This window comes from Microbacterium sp. CH-015 (assembly GCF_049707015.1).
In the GTDB taxonomy this organism is placed as follows: domain Bacteria; phylum Actinomycetota; class Actinomycetes; order Actinomycetales; family Microbacteriaceae; genus Microbacterium; species Microbacterium aurum.
In genome coordinates this window covers 254,086-270,528 of record NZ_JBNAFJ010000001.1, presented here as the reverse complement: position 1 = coordinate 270,528, position 16,443 = coordinate 254,086, and the positions used below count along the sequence as shown (strand labels likewise).

Sequence of the window (16,443 nt, the reverse complement as noted above, 5' to 3'; positions counted from 1 at the left end):
CGATTTGCGACGGACGAAGGAGTGCCGGGCGCGGGGCTCCCGCGGAACGGCGGCGGATCCCCCCGGCGGCGCCCGGTGCGATCAGCCGAAGAAGTCGTCGTCGCGGTTGACGAGGTGCATCGCGCGCGTGGCATCGGTGATCGAGCCCGTCAGCGACGGAAACACCGCGAACACGCGGGAGACCTGGTCGACCGTGAGGCGGCGCTCGACGGCGATCGCGATGGGGTAGATGAGCTCCGATGCGCGCGGTGCGACGATGACACCGCCGATGACGGTGCCGCTCCCCTCCCGGGCGATGATCTTGACGAAGCCGTCCTTGATGCCCATCATCTTCGCGCGCGCGTTCGCCGCGAGCGGGAGCTTGTGGACGTAGCCGTTGATGGCGCCGGTCTCGAGGTCCTTCTCCTGCCGGCCGACGGTCGCGATCTCGGGCGCGGTGAAGATGTTCGCGGTGATGCGGCGCCGCTCCAGCGGGATCACGGTGTCGCCCAGCGCGTGGAAGATGGCGGTGCGTCCCTGCATCGAGGCGACGGATGCCAGGGGCACGAAGGTCGTGCAGTCTCCCGCCGCATAGATGTTGGGCACCGAGGTGCGGGCGACGCGGTTGACCCGGATGTGCCCCGAGTCGGTGAGCTGCACGCCGGTCTCGGCGAGCCCGATGCTCGCCGTGTTGGGGATGGATCCGACCGCCATGAGGCAATGACTGCCCTCGATGGTGCGTCCGTCCGAGAGGGTCACGACGACGCCGTCGCCCGCCCGCTCGACGCGCTCCGCACGGGAGCGCGACATCACCGTCATCCCGCCGCGCGTGAAGACCTTCTCGAGCACGGCCGCGGCATCCCGGTCCTCGCCGGGGAGCACCTGGTCACGGCTCGAGATCAAGGTGACCTTCGCACCGAGGTTCATGTAGGCGGAGGCGAACTCCGCGCCCGTGACCCCGGATCCCACGACGATGAGGTGCTCGGGCAGCGCCTTCATGTCGTAGAGCTGGGTCCAGGTGAGGATGCGCTCCCCGTCGGGCATGGCGCTCGGCAGCTGGCGGGGCGATGCCCCGACCGCGACGACGAGCGTGTCGGCCTCGACGCGGTCGAAGTCGGTCCCTCCGGGGCCGGTGGCCACGATGATCGAGTGGTGATCGTCGAGGCGGCCGTGCCCCGAGATGATGCGCACGCCGGCATCGACGAGCTGGGCGCGCATGTCGTCGGACTGCTGCCGCGCCAGCGACATCAGCCGCTTGTTGACCGCGGCGAGATTGATCGCGATCTCGGGCTTGAGCGGGCGCCCCGACTCCCCATGCGCGAACAGCTGCACGCCGAGATCCGACGCCTCCGCGATCGCGACGGCGGCATCCGCCGTCGCGATGAGGCTCTTCGAGGGCACGACGTCGGTGATGACCGCCGCGCCGCCCACCCCCGCACGCTCGACGAGAGTCACCTCCGCCCCGAGCTGCGCGGCGGCCAGCGCCGCCTCGTATCCCCCGGGGCCGCCGCCGAGGACGGCGACCGACTGGGTATTCACGAAGCTCGAAGACATTGCTCCATTGTCTCAGCCGGGCCGCTCTGTCCGAACACCGGCCGGGTTTCCTAGAGTGGGAGCCATGTCCGACTCGTACAGCAACCCCCTCGACGACCCCGCGGCCGACCCGTTCGAGATCGCCGCCGCCGCGGCATCCGACATCGCCCGCCTCACCGGAGTCGAGCGCCACGACATCGCCCTCACCCTCGGCAGCGGGTGGGGCAAGGCCGCGGATCTCGTCGGCGAGACCACGACGACGATCCCCGCGACCGAGGTGACCGGGTTCAGCAGGCCCGCACTCGCGGGCCACGTGGGGTCGCTGCGCAGCATCCTGACCCCCTCCGGCAAGCGCGTGCTCGTGATCGGAGCGCGCACCCACTACTACGAGGGCCACGGCGTCCGCCGCGTCGTGCACAGCGTGCGCACCGCCGCGGCGACGGGCGCGAAAACGATGGTGCTCACCAACGGCGCCGGCGGCATCAAGCCGACCTGGAAGGCCGGCACCCCGGTCCTCATCAGCGACCACATCAACCTCACCGGCGACTCGCCGCTCGAAGGCGCCACCTTCATCGACCTCACCGACCTGTACTCCACACGCCTGCGCGACCTCGCGCGCACGATCGACCCCACGCTCGACGAGGGCGTGTACTGCCAGTTCCGCGGGCCGCAGTACGAGACGCCCGCCGAGGTGCGCATGGCGAAGACGATCGGCGGTCACATCGTCGGCATGTCGACGGCGCTCGAGGCGATCGCCGCGCGTCAGGCCGGCATGGAGATCCTCGGGTTCTCGCTCATCACCAACATGGCCGCCGGCATCCAGACCACGCCCCTCAGCCACCGCGAGGTCATCGAGGCCGGACAGGCCGCGGAGCCCGTCATCTCCGCGCTCCTCGCCCGCGTGATCGGCGCGCTGTGAGCGACGTGCGGGCCGCCGCGCGGGCCTGGCTCGCGCAGGACCCCGACCCCGTCACGCAGGCGGAGCTGACCGACCTGATCGCGCGCGACGAGGCGGGCGAGGCGGATGCCGCGGCCGAGCTCGCCGACCGGTTCGGCGCCCGGCTGCAGTTCGGCACGGCGGGGCTGCGCGGCCGGCTCGGCGCCGGCAGCAACCGGATGAACCGGGTGCTGGTGTCGCAGGCCGCCGCAGGCTTCGCCGCCTACCTGCGGGAGAAGGCGGCCCCCGGGACGACGCCCACGGTCGTCATCGGCTACGACGGTCGCCGCAACTCCGACGTATTCGCCCGCGACTCGGCGGAGCTGTTCGCCGGTGCGGGCCTGCGCGCCGTGCTGCTGCCGCGCCTGCTGCCCACCCCGGTGCTCGCGTTCGCCGTCCGGCACCTCGGCGCCGCCGCGGGCGTCATGGTCACCGCGTCGCACAACCCGCCCGACGACAACGGCTACAAGGTGTACCTCGGCGGCGCCGACGAGGGGTCGCAGATCGTCGCGCCCGCCGACGCCGAGATCGCCGCACACATCGACCGGGTGGCCGCGGCATCCGTCGTCGCCGACCTGCCCCGAGGCGCGTACGAGACGGCGGACGAGTCCGTCGTCCAGGCCTACATCGCGGCGACCGCGACGGTCGCCCCGGCCCCCGCGGGCTCGGCGGGGATGACCTGGGTCTACACCGCCATGCACGGCGTCGGCTACGAGACGCTGCGCGCGATCCTGCATCTCGCCGGCTACCCCGAGCCGACCGTCGTCGAAGCCCAGATCGCGCCCGACGGGCGCTTTCCCACCGTCGCGTTCCCCAATCCCGAGGAGCCGGGCGCGATGGACCTCGCCTTCGAGACCGCGCGGCAGGCGGATGCCGAGTTCGTCATCGCCAACGACCCCGACGCCGACCGCCTGGCGGTCGCGATCCCCGACGCCGCCGCCGACGGTGGCTGGCGGCGCCTGACCGGCAACGAGATCGGCCTGCTGCTCGGCTGGCGCGCCGCCGCGCGCGCGGCCGGCGAGGCCCGCCCCGGCGCCTCGCTCGCCTGCTCGCTCGTCTCCTCCCCCGGCCTGCAGACCGTCGCGGAGCACTACGGCCTGGACTTCCACTCGACCCTCACCGGCTTCAAGTGGATCTCCCGCGCCCCCGGGATCGTCTACGGCTTCGAGGAGGCCCTCGGCTACCTCGTCAATCCCGAGACGGTGCGCGACAAGGACGGCATCTCCGCGGCTGTCGCGATCCTCGGCATGATCGCCGAGGCGCGCGAACAGGGCCACACACTCGCCGACCTGCTGACCCAGTTCCAGGAGACCTTCGGGTTCTTCCAGTCCGGGCAGGTGTCGCTGCGGGTGGAGGACGTGTCAGTGATCTCCCGGATCATGGCGGTGCTGCGCGCGGCCCCTCCGGCCGCTCTCGGCACCGTGGCCGTCACGCGCATCGACGACCTGCTGACAGGCGTGGACGGCTTCCCGCCCGGCGACGTGCTGCGGCTGTGGCTGGCCGACGGGTCGCGCGTCATCGTGCGCCCGAGCGGCACCGAGCCGAAGCTCAAGGCGTACCTCGACGTGCGCGGCGAGACCGCGGCCGACGCCGCCGCCCGTCTGGCCGCACTCGATGCCGCCGCGCGGGAACTGATCGCGGCGGCGCAGAGCTGATCGCGGCTGCGCAGGGCTGATCGCCCGGGCCTGAGGGCCCGGCCGGGTGAGGGCCTGGCCGGGTGAGGGCCTGGCCGGGTGAGGGCCTGGCCGGGTGACGGCTGGCCGGGTGACGGCCGGGCGGGTGGCGGGCCGGGCCCGGGCCGTATTCAGTCTCCTCACCGCGGCCCGCGCGCTCGCCCCCGGAATCCCGGGGGCGAGCGCGCGGGCCTGGCACGGGCGGACTGAATTGGGAACACGCGTAGGCTCGACCCCGTGCTGCTGACCGACCCCGTCGTCCTCGAGAACCCGTTCGTCCGGCTGGAACCGCTCAGCCCCGCCCACGCGGACGACCTCACCGACGCCCGCGAGGGGTTGGAGTACGCCTGGTACACGTCGGTCCCGGCATCGGTGCCCGACGAGATCGAGCGCCGTCTCGCCGAGCGGGATGCCGGGAGGATGAACCCCTTCGCCGTCGTCTCAGACGGGCGCGCCGTCGGCATGACGACCTACTGCGGGATCGATCTCGACAGCCCGCGCGTCGAGGTGGGCTACACGTGGCTCTCGCCCCGCGTGCAGCGCACCGCCGTCAACACCGCCGCGAAGCTCCTGATCCTCGGGCACGCGTTCGAGGCGTGCGAGGTCATCGCGGTGCAGCTGACCACCCACTGGCACAACCGTCAGTCGCGCGCGGCGATCGAGCGGCTCGGCGCACGGCAGGACGGCGTGCTGCGCAACCACCGGCGCAGCCCCGACGGGAGCCTGCGCGACTCCGTCGTGTACTCGATCCTCCCCCACGAGTGGCCGGCCGTGCGCAACGGCCTGCAGGCACGCCTCGCCCGCGGCTGACGCGCCGTCGCCCCGCCTCATCGTGCTGGCCGCGCGCTCACTGCAAGGGATCGTCTGCGACACGCCGCTGCGGCCCCGGCATCCGCGGCGTGTCGGCCACGCGACCTTGCAGTTCGCAGGCACGGGCGGGTACGGGCACTCGCGCGCAGGCACCGGCAGGCGCAGCACCCCGCCCCACCCCGCCCCGCCCCACTCCTCAGCCGTCGACGACGGCGACGAGCTCGTCGAGGAACGGGCCGAACGCCGTGCCGCGGCGGACGATCCGCTGCACGCTCTCGCGCTCGCTGAACACTTCGACGAACTGCTCGAAGACCGTCTGGAACGCCTCGCGGTCGCTCTGCGAGAACGCGACCATCGCGATCACCTGCACGCGCCCCTGATCTCCCGCCGGTGACGGCGGGCCCCACGGCATCGAAGGATCGGCGAGCGCCACGGCGATCGCGGTGCGGCTCGCGGTCATGCCGAGCGCGTGCGGGACGGCGAGCGCGTCGGTGAACGCTGTCGAGGACAGCCGCTCGCGTTCGAGCGTGCGCTCCACGTAGTCCTCGTCGATGACGCCCTGCGCGACCAGTCGGGCCCCCAGCATCCGGATGACGCTCTCTTCGTCGGCATCCGGCGGCACCGTCGCGACGAAGGCGTCGGCCGAGAAGTACCGCTCCAACTCCGCCCGCAGCCGCGCCAACCGGCGGGCACGGCGCACGCGGCCGGCGGCGGCCTGCACCCGTTCGACGTCGCCCTCCGTGAGGAACGGCTGGATCCGCACGACGCGGTCGCCCGCGAACGGCGGGTCGATCGTCGTGAGGATGAGGTCGGTGTCGATGGCGTCCCAGTCGGGGTCGGCGCGCGTCTGGACCCCCACGACGTCCACGGCCTGACCGAGCGAACGGTCGACGCTCGAGCGCAGCAGCTCGTGCAGCTCGTAGTACCCGGGGCAGACGATCGTGGCGGTCAGCTGCGTGCCGCCGCGACGGCTGCGCTCCAGCCGTCCACCCACGTGCATGGCGATGTACGCGATCTCGTCGTCGAGGATGGGGATGCCGAGGAGCCCGCGCAGTCCGTCGGCGATGTACACCGCGACCTCGAAGATCATCGGGTACGACGACTTCAGCGACCGCGTCAGCGGATTGCGCGACCATGCCTGCTCCCGCGCGCGCAGACGGAGGTTCTGCACGTGCAGGGCGAGGCGCAGCACGAAGTCCTCGTGCGCGATGTCGACGAGGAACTCTGCGGCCGCGCGCTGCACGACATCGCGGACGGCCTGTTCGACATCGGGCTGCAGGCGGGAGCGGATGACGGATGCCGGCTCCCCCGCTCCCGGCGCGACGACGCGACTGAGCACCAGCGCGGCGAGGTGCCGGCGGTCGCCCGCTCCCAGCTGCACGCCGAGGTACTGGGCGCACAGCCGGTCCAGCAGCTCCCCCACCTGCTCCTGCGCGGGCGGCACGGCGGCGGCGAGCGTCGTCTCCAGTGCGCGGTCGTGCGCCACCCGGTCGGCGGTGATCGCGATGTGCATCATGACGTCGCCGATGCCGAACTCGTTGACGAAGTAGCCGAGGTCGCCGAGGCCCGAGACGAGCTCGGCCTTGAAGGGGCCGAACACCGCTTCGCCGATCGAGCCCTCGCCGAGGCTGCGTCGGAGGGCCTCAAGGTCGAAGGCGCCGTCGTCGGTCTCGTCGTGGGCGAGCCTGCTGAGCAGGCGCCGCTGCGCCATCTCGGTGCCCCGCAGCCGCGCCCGCGCGCCGGTGCGCTCGAGCGTCAGCTCGCTGTCGCCGAGGAGCGCCCGCACCCGGCCGAGGTCGCCCTCGAGGGTCGCGGGGCTGACGTGAAACTGCTCCGCGACCTCGAACACGTCGATGCCGTCGCGACCGTCGAGCAGCGCGCGCACCAGCCGGTGCACGCGCTCGCGGGGGGTGGCCGTGTCGACGGCGGCGCGCAGCGCGGTCATCGCGTCCGGCCCGGCGCGGTAGCCGAGCGGTCCCGACTCGACGACGAGACCGCCGGGCACGCGCGCGTTCAGCGCCGTCACGTAGCTGCGGATGCTGCGAGGCGTGACCCCGACGACGTCGGCGAGCTCGGCGGCGGTGACCCAGTCGCCTTCCCGGGAGAGCAGCGCGATGACCCGGTCCTGGCGCGCTCTGCTCACGTCGTCCAGTCAACCATGCGACCCGCCGGGAGTTTCCGCCCCCGCGGAAAGGAGAGTGGTTGTCCGCTCCCAGCGCTTTCACAAGAATGGCCGTGAAGGAGGCGGATCGATGAGGATCCTCGTGGTGTGCGGCGCGGGAGCGTCGAGCACGTTCGTGGCGCAGCGCATCCGCCATGCCGCGCAGGCGGCCGGGCGCGAGTTCAGCGCCGTCGCCGGAACGGAGCAGTCGCTGCCGATCGACCTGGATGCGGCCGATGTCGTGCTCGTGGGTCCTCACCTGCAGCACGCCCTCGAGCGCATCCGTCGGGAGGCGGAACCCCGCGAGACCCGCGTCGTGCTGCTGCCGCCGGACATCTTCACCGACCTCGACGGCAGCCGCACGCTGGCGCTCGTCGAGGCGGCACTGGCCTCCGGCGCGCCGGACGTCCCGGCGCCGAGCCCCCTGCAGACCGAGAACGCCCCCACGGAGAGGAACCCCGCATGACCGCTGTGACGCGCACGATCCGGATCGGATCGTCCAATGGCCTGCACGCCCGCCCCGCCAAGCTGTTCGCGCAGGCGGTCAAGGACTCCGGCATCCCGGTCACCATCTCCAAGGGCTCGGGGGCGCCGGTCAACGCCGCCAGCATCCTGGGCGTCATCGCCCTCGGCGCCGAGAAGGGCGACTACGTCACCCTCGCGGCCGACGGCGACAACGCCGAGCAGGTGCTCGACACGCTCGCCGAACTGCTGACCACCGATCACGACGAGAACTGAAGCCGAAGGAGACGAAGAGATGGCACAACTGCGTGGAGTCGGGATCGGACTGGGAGTGGCCCAGGGGCCGGTCGCCCGGATGGCGGAGCCGTTGCCGGCGCCGTCGGATGCCGCGAGCACCCTCACTCCGGAGGAAGAGCTCGCCCGGGTGCGCGAGGCGGTCGCCGCCGTCGCCCGCGAGCTCGAGGAGCGCGGCTCCCACGCCGGCGGCATGGCCCGCGAGGTGCTCGAGGCGCAGGCGATGATGGCGGAGGACCCCACCCTCGACACCGAGGTCCAGACCCGGGTGAACGCCGGCAAGACCGGTGAGTTCGCCGTTTACGACGCCTTCGCGAGCTTCCGCGACACCCTCGCGGCGATGGGCGGCTACCTCGGCGAGCGCGCCGCCGACCTCGACGACGTCGCCCAGCGTGTCATCGCGCGGCTGCGCGGCCTGCCCGCGCCGGGCGTCCCCGACCCCGGCCACCCGTTCGTGCTCGTCGCGAAGGACCTCGCCCCCGCCGACACCGCCCTGCTCGACCTCGACAAGGTGCTGGCCCTCGTCACCACCGAGGGCGGTCCCACCTCGCACACCGCGATCCTCGCCCGCGAGAAGTCGATCGTCGCGGTCGTGGGCGTCGCGGGCGCGAAGGACCTCGTCGACGGTGACATCGTCATCGTCGACGCCGCCAAGGGCGTCGTGACGACCGACCCGACCGCCGACGAGCTGGCGCAGGCGCAGCACCGTGCCGACGCGCGGGCGGCCGCGGCATCCGCCCCCGTCACGCCCGGCGCATTGAAGGACGGCACGCCCGTCCCGCTCCTGGCGAACCTCGGCAAGCCCGGCGGCGCCGCCGAGGCGGTCGAACTCGGCGCCGAGGGCGTGGGCCTGTTCCGCACCGAGTTCCTCTTCCTCTCCGCCACGCAGGCACCGACCGTCGAGGAGCAGACGAAGGCCTACACCGAGTTGCTGCAGGCCTTCCCCGGCAAGAAGGTGGTCGTGCGGGCGCTGGATGCCGGGGCCGACAAGCCGCTCTCCTTCCTCAACGACGCGCACGAGGACAACCCGGCGCTGGGCCTGCGGGGCCTCCGGGCCCTCCGCGCGAGCGAGGACATCCTGCGCGAGCAGCTGACGGCGCTCGCCAACGCCGACACGTCGACCGAGGCCGACCTCTGGGTCATGGCGCCGATGGTCTCGACCGTCGAGGAGACGGACTATTTCGTCACCCTCGCGAAGGAGTACGGCATCAAGACCGCCGGCGTCATGGTCGAGGTGCCCTCGGCGGCGCTCATGGCCGACCGTGTGCTGGAGATCGCCGACTTCGCCTCGATCGGCACGAACGACCTCACGCAGTACACCATGGCCGCCGACCGTCTGCTCGGGTCGGTCGCGAGCTTCCAGGACCCCTGGCATCCCGCGGTCCTCCGGCTCATCAAGGCCACCGCCGACGGCGGCAAGGCGCACGGCAAGCCCGTCGGCATCTGCGGCGAGGCCGCGGCCGACCCGCTGCTGGCCGTCGTGCTCGTCGGCATGGGCGCGACCACCCTCTCGATGGCCCCGACCGCCCTCGCGGACGTGCGCGCCTCGCTCCTGCAGTACGACCGTGCCGATGCCGAGCGCATCGCCGCGGCCGCCCTCGCCGCCGATGACGCGGCATCCGCCCGAGCAGCGGCGCAGGCCGCGGCTCAGAACGCCGCGTAGTCGCGGTCCGCACGTGTCGGTCGACAACTTCATGAACTCGCCGAAGTACGACGAGGTCGTGGACATGGTCGTCGACCAGCACAAGAACCGCGGCTGAGTACAGACCGCCGCGGAGCCGGGATGCGCGATGCCCCGGCTCCGCGGCCCTGGCCGTCACGGGCTCGGCGCCTACGATGAGCCCAGATCGATCACGAGAGCACGAACGAGAAGAGGATGACATGTCACGCGAAGTCCTGAACGTCGGTCAGGTGCGGATCCACTCCGGGTCGGTGTCGAAGGAAGATGCGATGCGGGAGGCCGCCGACATCCTGGAGGCCGCCGGTGCGGTCACGAGCGCGTACTTCGACGCCATGCAGCAGCGCGAGGCGACGGTGTCCACGTATATGGGCAACGAGCTGGCGATCCCCCACGGCACCAACGAGACGAAGTCGGCGATCCTCGACTCGGCGCTCTCGTTCGTCCGTTACGACGGCGGCATCGACTGGGACGGCGAGCACGTCACCTTCGTCGTCGGCATCGCCGGCAAGGGCGAAGAGCACCTCGACATCCTGTCGCAGATCGCTCTGATCTTCTCCGAGGAGGACGAAGTCGCCCGCCTGAAGGCGGCACAGACCCCCGAGGAGCTCTACGCCCTGCTCGCCTCGGTGAACGGCTGAGGCGCGCCATGAAGGCCGTCCACTTCGGCGCCGGCAACATCGGACGCGGCTTCGTCGGTCTGCTGCTGCACGACGGGGGCTATGAGCTGGTGTTCTCGGATGTCGCGGCGTCCCTCGTCGACGCCATCAACGCGACGTCCAGCTACACCGTCCACGAGGTCGGCGAGGGCGGGGCGGACCGGGTCGTCACCGGATACCGGGCGATCAACAGCGCCACCGACCCCCAGGACGTGATCGACGAGATCGCCACCGCGGACGTCGTCACGACGGCCGTCGGTCCCACGATCCTGAAGTTCGTCGCGCCGCACATCCTCGCCGGGCTGGCACGCGCGACCCCGCGCTGCCGCCGCTGCAGGTCATGGCATGCGAGAACGCCATCGGAGCGACCGATCTGCTGCGCGAGGAGATCCGCGCGCAGGCGGGCGAGGCGTGGGATGCCGTGGCGAACCGTGCCGTGTTCGCCAACACCGCCGTCGACCGCATCGTCCCGGCGCAGGCGCCCGGCGCCGGCGTCGATGTCACCGTCGAGCCGTTCTTCGAGTGGGCGATCGAGCGCGGGCCGTTCGGCGACAACCCGCCGCACATCCCCGGCGCGCACTTCGTCGACGACCTCGCGCCCTACATCGAGCGGAAGCTGTTCACCGTCAACACCGGCCACGCCACGACGGCGTACTTCGGCGCGCAGGCCGGGCTCGAGAAGATCTCCGACGCGCTCGCCGACCCGGCGATCGCCGCGAAGGTCGCCGCGACACTCGAGGAGACCTCGGCGCTGCTCGAGGCCGTCCACGGGCTGGACGCGGCGGACCTCGCCGCCTACCGCGCCACGATCCTCCGCCGGTTCGCCAACCCTGCCCTGCCGGACACCGTGGGGCGGGTGGGACGGCAGCCGTTGCGGAAGCTGTCGCGCCACGAGCGCTTCGTCGGCCCGGCAGCGGCCGCCGCGGAGCGGGGTCTGGCGACGTCGGCGCTCGTAGCGGCGATGGCCGCGGCCCTCGAGTTCGACGAGCCCGAGGACGAACAGTCCGTCGAGCTGCAGCGCCGCCTCCGCGAGGAGGATGCCGCTACGTTCACGACGGGGGTAACGGGGCTGGAACCCGCGCACCCCCTGTTCGCCGCCGTCGAGGCGGTCGTCCGCGCCCGCCAGGCTGCCCTCGCCGGGTAGCCGGCGCGCCCCGCCCCCGCGTTCACCGGTCGCCCCGAGGAGCGCAACCCCACCGGTCGTTGAGCGAGGGAGCGCCAGCGACCGAGACGAAACGCCCCAAATCCCCCAGAACCCCTCACTCCGTTTCGTCTCACTCGTCGCCGTCGTCCGCCGGTGCGCGATCGCGGCGTCGTTGTCGCGCGCTCCACCCGACGACAGCGTCAAGTCCTCCCGCGGCGAAGGCTTCGCGCTTGGCGTGGCTCCATCCCTGCAGCCGCTTCTCCCAGGCGAAGGCCTCGTCGATCCGCTCGAACTCCCCGGCCCAGAAGAGCTCCACCGGACGCCGCCTCTTCGTGTACGCGGCGCCCTCGCCGGCTTGATGCTGCGCGAGTCGACGGTCGAGGTCGATCGTGCTCCCGACATACAGGGTCCCGTCGGAGCAGCGGAGCATGTAGGTGTACGGCATGAGCCGAGAGTAGGGATGCTGCGTCGACGGCGCGCCGGCTCTCCACAGCCCCGCGGCGGGTCTCCCACCGGTCGGCCCGCTTCGTCTCGCTCGTTCCTCGCTCGCTCAACGACCGGGAAGTGGCACGCCGTTTCGTCTCGCTCGTTCCTCGCTCGCTCAACGACCGGGAAGAGAAGTTCCTCGCTCGCTCAACGACCGCTCGAGCACGCCGACAGCGGCGGACCGCGATGGCGAGCACGAGAGCCAAGCCGAGGAGGACGAACGCCAGGCCGATCCACTGTGCGTCGGAGTATTCACCGAACATGGCTTCAGTGCGGTGCAGCCGCACGCTTCCGGCGGGGATGCCACGAAGGCGGATCCCCGGCGCGTCACCTGCGCGTCCCCCGCGCCCCGTAGACTCTGCCCTCGTGCTCCTCGCCGCCGCATCCGCCGCCTTCGTCGCCGCGGTGATCCAGCGCATCACGGGGCTCGGCTTCGTGCTCGTGCTCATCGGACCGGTCGTCCTGCTCTACGGCGGGCGGGAGGGCGTGCTGCTGGCGCTCGTCGCGTCCCTCGCGGCCGTGCCGCTCGTCTGGCGCGACGTCGACTGGCGGCGCTCGTGGTGGCTCATCTGGCCGGGGCTGGTCGCCGCCCCCGCCGGTGCGTTCGTCGTCCGTGTGCTCCCCGACCCGGCGCTGCTGCTCATGATCGCGGCGCTGGCCTACTTCGCGCTCGTCGCCGGGCACCTCCCCGCCCTGGCCCAGGCGCTCACCGGACGCTCGGGAGCCGTCGCCGCGGGCGCCGCCGCCGGATTCATGCACGTCGCGAGCGGCCTGTCGGGCCCGCCGCTGGCGGCGCACGCCGTCGGCGACCGGTGGCCGCAGCGCTCGTTCGCGGCGAGCGTGCAGGTGATCTTCGTCGCGTTCAGCGCCGTCTCGGTGCTGCTGCGCGGGCTCCCCGCGCTGCCGTCCGTCGACGTGACGATCCTCGTCGCCGCGACGGCGGCCGGCATCGTCGTCGGAAGCCTTCTGGTGAGGTTCGTCCCGGCCCCGATCGCCCGCCGCGCGATGCTCGCGATCGCGTGGGCGGGGGCGACAGTGGTGCTCGTCCGCGGCATCCTGGCACTGTGGTCCTGACACCGATTCCGGATTTCAGTTAGCAGCCGCTAACATCGTGTCGCTGGCGCGCCGCGCGCGCCGGGTACGAAGGAGTATCTGGGGATGCACACACATCGCTGCGCCGTCATCGGCGCGGGACCGTCGGGCCTGTCGGCGGCACGCGCGCTGCAGAAGGCGGGGCTCGAGGTCGTCGGCTTCGAGGCCTCGCGCGGCGTCGGGGGCCTGTGGGACATCGAGAACCCCCGCTCGACGATGTACGAGTCCGCCCACCTCATCTCGTCGCTCACGACGACGCAGTTCGCGGAGTTCCCGATGGCGACGGATGCCGACTATCCCAGCCACCGGGTGCTGATCGAGTACTTCCGGGACTACGCGGACCATTTCGGTCTGACCGAGCTGTTCCGCTTCGACACGAAGGTAAAGGCGGTGACCCCCGCCGAGGGCGGCGGGTGGGAGGTGACCTCGGTCGGCCCTGCGACAGGCTCAGGGGCCGACGGGGAGACGACGGAGCGTTTCGACGCCGTGATCCTCGCCAACGGCACGCTCGCGGAGCCCGCCGTCCCCACCTTCCCGGGGACCTTCACCGGCGAGATCTTCCACACCTCGACGTACAAGAGCGCGCGCCAGCTCGACGGCCGACGGGTGCTCATCGTCGGGGCCGGCAACTCCGGGTGCGACATCGCCGTCGATGCCGTCCACCACGCGGCATCCGTCGACATGAGCGTGCGGCGGGGCTACTACTTCGTCCCGCGGTACCTGTTCGGCCGGCCCTCCGACACCCTCAACCAGGGGCGTCCGCTGCCGGCGCGGATCAAGCAGTTCGTCGACACGCGAGTGCTGCGCGCGTTCACCGGCGACCCGGTGCGCTTCGGCTTCCCGAAGCCCGACTACCGGATCTACGAGTCGCACCCGATCGTCAACACGCTCGTGTTGAACCACCTCGGTCAGGGCGACATCGGCATCCGCGGCGACATCGACCGCTTCGACGGACAGACGGTGCACTTCCGCGACGGGACGAGCGGAGAGTACGACACGGTGCTGCTGGCAACCGGCTACACGCTGGACTATCCGTTCGTCGACCGCGCGGCCCTCAACTGGACCGGCATGGCCCCGAAGCTGTACCTCAACATCTTCCCGCCGTCGTTCAACGGCCTGTACGTGATGGGCATGATCGAGGCGTCCGGCATCGGCTGGCAGGGCCGGTACGAGCAGGCCGAACTCATCGCGACGTACCTGACGGCGGATGCCGCGGCGCAGGCGGCGTTCCGCCGCCGGGTCGCCGACGAGCCCTGGCCCGACCTCACCGGCGGCTACCGCTACCTCGGCCTTGCCCGGATGTCGTACTACGTCAACAAGGACGCGTATCGCGGTGCGGTGCGGAAGGCGCGGACGAGTCTCGGAGCCCAGCGATGAACCCCGACGAGATCGTCCTGAACTTCAACCCCGGCACGCTGGTCATCCTCAACGTCGTGCTCGGGCTCATCATGCTGGGCGTGGCCCTCGACGTCACCGTCGACGACTTCAAGGTCGTCGCGCGCCGGCCCCGCCCGATGATCATCGCCATCGTCGCGCAGCTGCTCGTGCTGCCGGCCGTGACGTTCGGTCTCACCCTGATCCTTCCCGTCACGGCCTCGATGGCGCTCGGCATGATCCTCGTCGGGTGCTGTCCGCCGGGCAACATCTCGCAGGTGCTGACGCATCGCTCCGGCGGCAACGTCGCCCTGTCGGTGTCGATGACGGCGGTCTCGAACCTCATCTACATCTTCGTGCTGCCGCTGTCGGTCGCCTTCTGGGGCTCGCTGCGGGCGGACACGAAGGCGCTGCTGCACGTCGTCTCGCTCAATGGCTGGCAGATGCTGCTGGAGATCCTGCTGGTCATCGGGCTTCCGTTCGTCGTGGGTCTCACGTTCCGGAACCGCCTGCCGCGGCTCGCCGGGCGCGTGCAGCCGTTCGTGAAGTGGTTCTCGCTCATCGCGCTGCTGGCCTTCATCGTCGCGGCCCTCGCCGGCAACTGGCAGTACTTCATCGCCTTCCTCGGGCTCATCGTGCTGGCCGTCACGATCCACGACGCCGTCGCCCTCGCGATCGGCTGGACCACCGCGACCGTCGGCGGTCTCGGCACGCGGGAACGCAAGGCCCTGACGTTCGAAGTCGGCATCCGCAATGCCGGCCTCGGACTCGGGCTGATCTTCACGTTCTTCGGGGGTCTCGGCGGCATGGCGATCGTCGCCGGCTGGTGGGGCGTGTGGGACATCATCGCGGGGCTCGTCGTGGCGGCACTGTGGGCCCGACACACGAAACGCCGCACCGGCTCGGTCAAGGGCGACGCCAGCCGGCGCGGGATGGCCGCGGCGGCCCGGGCGGCGTCGGCAGCGGCGGACAGGGCGAACGGCACGGCGCCGCCGCCGGCATCCGGGACGACGCGGACGGACAGCCCGGCATGACCCGCGTGCTGATCACCGGCGGTGCCGGGTTCCTCGGCGGTCACGTCGTAGCGGCCCTCGCCGCGCGGGGCGACGTCGAGGCCGTCATCGCGGGCGACGTGCGCGCGCCCCGGCATCCGGTCGCCGGCGTCGTCTACGAGGAATGCGACGTCACGCGGGCGGGCACCCTCGAACCGCTGCTGCGCCGGCACGCGATCGACGTCGTCGTGCACCTCGCGGCGATCGTGAACCCGGGCCGCGATCACGACCTGGAGTACCGCGTCGACGTCGACGGGTCGCGGCACGTGCTCGAGGCGTGCGTGGCGGCCGGCGTACGGCGGATCGTCGTGTCGTCCTCCGGGGCGGCGTACGGGTACCACGCCGACAGCCCGGACTGGCTGCGCGAGAGCGACCCCGTCCGCGGCAACGAGGAGTTCGCGTATGCGAGGCACAAGCGGCTCGTGGAGGAGATGCTCGCGGAGTACCACGGCGCGCATCCCGACCTGGAGCAGGTCGTGTTCCGCATCGGGACGATCCTCGGACCCACCGTGCAGAATCAGATCACGGCGCTATGGGACGGTCGTCGCATCCTGGCGGTGCGCGGCGCGGACTCGCCGTTCGTCTTCGTATGGGTGGACGACGTCGCCGCCGCGATGGCGCGCGCGGCGACCGACGGGCCGGCCGGCATTTACAACGTCGCCGGCGACGGACGCATGACGGTCGACGAGATCGCAAACCGCCTGGGTAAACCGGTGGTGCGCGTCCCGGCATCCGCCCTGGGTCTCGCGCTGCGGGTCGGTCGGGCGCTGCGCCTGACGCCGCATGGCCCCGAGCAGGTGCGGTTCCTCCGCTACCGGCCGGTGCTCGACAACACCGCGCTGAAGCGCGACTTCGGCTATACGCCCGCGCTCACCTCCCGCGAAGCCTTCGAGGCCTACCTCGCCGCCCACCCGGGCGTCGCCCGCCGCTGAGCCGCCGCGCCACGGTACCCAACTCCTTCGATCCGGGAGCGGCACGGGAGAATCAGCGTCCTTCGGCGCGGCAGCGACCGAATCGAAGGAGTTAGCTGCATCGCCCTCTCCCCAGACGCCGAATAACCAGGTCTCTCCACCGATGTGACCTTCCGCGCTCCGCGCCGACGGCGAACG

The 16,443-nt window shown here is 71.8% G+C and carries 14 protein-coding genes and 1 pseudogene; 12 read left to right on the top strand and 3 right to left on the bottom strand.

Going from position 1 to position 16,443, the window contains the following annotated elements; all coding sequences use genetic code 11:
• Window positions 1-81 precede the first annotated feature (81 nt).
• Window positions 82-1,533, bottom strand: coding sequence for an NAD(P)H-quinone dehydrogenase (locus tag ACPYN4_RS01230; protein ID WP_239281843.1), 1,452 nt, complete (start codon window positions 1,531-1,533; stop codon window positions 82-84).
• A gap of 64 nt (window positions 1,534-1,597) precedes the next feature.
• Between ACPYN4_RS01230 and ACPYN4_RS01225 the strand changes: the two genes are divergently transcribed.
• The 3 genes from ACPYN4_RS01225 to ACPYN4_RS01215 all read left to right on the top strand — a co-directional run bounded on the left by ACPYN4_RS01225 (window position 1,598) and on the right by ACPYN4_RS01215 (window position 4,932).
• Window positions 1,598-2,431, top strand: coding sequence for a purine-nucleoside phosphorylase (locus ACPYN4_RS01225; protein ID WP_281652030.1), 834 nt, complete (start codon window positions 1,598-1,600; stop codon window positions 2,429-2,431).
• A complete protein-coding gene (locus ACPYN4_RS01220; RefSeq protein ID WP_424445405.1) occupies window positions 2,428-4,104 on the top strand; it encodes a phospho-sugar mutase in 1,677 nt (558 codons plus the stop codon). Before ACPYN4_RS01225 ends, ACPYN4_RS01220 begins: the two co-directional genes overlap by 4 nt.
• Window positions 4,105-4,359: 255 nt before the next feature.
• A complete protein-coding gene (locus ACPYN4_RS01215; protein ID WP_424445404.1) occupies window positions 4,360-4,932 on the top strand; it encodes a GNAT family N-acetyltransferase in 573 nt (190 codons plus the stop codon).
• A gap of 196 nt (window positions 4,933-5,128) precedes the next feature.
• Here ACPYN4_RS01215 and ACPYN4_RS01210 read toward each other — a convergent pair whose 3' ends face one another.
• The gene (locus ACPYN4_RS01210; RefSeq protein ID WP_424445403.1) at window positions 5,129-7,075 is read right to left on the bottom strand and encodes a BglG family transcription antiterminator; all 1,947 of its coding nucleotides are present in this window, start codon (window positions 7,073-7,075) and stop codon (window positions 5,129-5,131) included.
• A 109-nt stretch (window positions 7,076-7,184) separates the two neighbouring features.
• Here ACPYN4_RS01210 and ACPYN4_RS01205 point away from each other — a divergent pair, with 109 nt between their 5' ends.
• The 5 genes and pseudogenes from ACPYN4_RS01205 (at window position 7,185) to ACPYN4_RS01185 (ending at window position 11,330) form a co-directional block, all read left to right on the top strand.
• Window positions 7,185-7,559 carry a PTS sugar transporter subunit IIB gene (locus ACPYN4_RS01205; protein WP_239281838.1) on the top strand — a complete coding sequence of 125 codons (375 nt, stop codon included), beginning with the start codon at window positions 7,185-7,187 and terminating at the stop codon, window positions 7,557-7,559.
• On the top strand, window positions 7,556-7,831 hold the full coding sequence (locus ACPYN4_RS01200) for an HPr family phosphocarrier protein (protein ID WP_076691448.1): 276 nt from the start codon (window positions 7,556-7,558) through the stop codon (window positions 7,829-7,831). Before ACPYN4_RS01205 ends, ACPYN4_RS01200 begins: the two co-directional genes overlap by 4 nt.
• Window positions 7,832-7,850: 19 nt before the next feature.
• Window positions 7,851-9,512, top strand: coding sequence for a phosphoenolpyruvate--protein phosphotransferase (gene ptsP / locus ACPYN4_RS01195; RefSeq protein WP_424445402.1), 1,662 nt, complete (start codon window positions 7,851-7,853; stop codon window positions 9,510-9,512).
• Window positions 9,513-9,730: 218 nt separating this feature from the next.
• Window positions 9,731-10,168: a PTS sugar transporter subunit IIA gene (locus tag ACPYN4_RS01190; RefSeq protein ID WP_424445401.1), complete on the top strand. Its 438-nt coding sequence runs from the start codon at window positions 9,731-9,733 to the stop codon at window positions 10,166-10,168.
• A gap of 8 nt (window positions 10,169-10,176) precedes the next feature.
• Window positions 10,177-11,330 (top strand): annotated as a pseudogene (locus tag ACPYN4_RS01185) (mannitol-1-phosphate 5-dehydrogenase).
• A 130-nt stretch (window positions 11,331-11,460) separates the two neighbouring features.
• Here the strand turns inward: ACPYN4_RS01185 and ACPYN4_RS01180 are convergent.
• Complete coding sequence (locus ACPYN4_RS01180; RefSeq protein ID WP_424445400.1) at window positions 11,461-11,775, bottom strand: GIY-YIG nuclease family protein; 315 nt, start codon at window positions 11,773-11,775, stop codon at window positions 11,461-11,463.
• 407 nt (window positions 11,776-12,182) lie between these two features.
• Here ACPYN4_RS01180 and ACPYN4_RS01175 point away from each other — a divergent pair, with 407 nt between their 5' ends.
• From ACPYN4_RS01175 to ACPYN4_RS01160, 4 genes are all read left to right on the top strand, one after another.
• Window positions 12,183-12,890 (top strand): TSUP family transporter, encoded by a 708-nt coding sequence (locus tag ACPYN4_RS01175; protein WP_424445399.1) that lies wholly within the window; start codon window positions 12,183-12,185, stop codon window positions 12,888-12,890.
• An 84-nt stretch (window positions 12,891-12,974) separates the two neighbouring features.
• On the top strand, window positions 12,975-14,285 hold the full coding sequence (locus tag ACPYN4_RS01170; protein WP_424445398.1) for a flavin-containing monooxygenase: 1,311 nt from the start codon (window positions 12,975-12,977) through the stop codon (window positions 14,283-14,285).
• Window positions 14,282-15,316, top strand: a complete 1,035-nt coding sequence (locus tag ACPYN4_RS01165) for a bile acid:sodium symporter family protein (protein WP_287270834.1) — start codon at window positions 14,282-14,284, stop codon at window positions 15,314-15,316. Before ACPYN4_RS01170 ends, ACPYN4_RS01165 begins: the two co-directional genes overlap by 4 nt.
• On the top strand, window positions 15,313-16,266 hold the full coding sequence (locus ACPYN4_RS01160; RefSeq protein WP_424445397.1) for an SDR family oxidoreductase: 954 nt from the start codon (window positions 15,313-15,315) through the stop codon (window positions 16,264-16,266). Before ACPYN4_RS01165 ends, ACPYN4_RS01160 begins: the two co-directional genes overlap by 4 nt.
• Window positions 16,267-16,443: the final 177 nt, after the last annotated feature.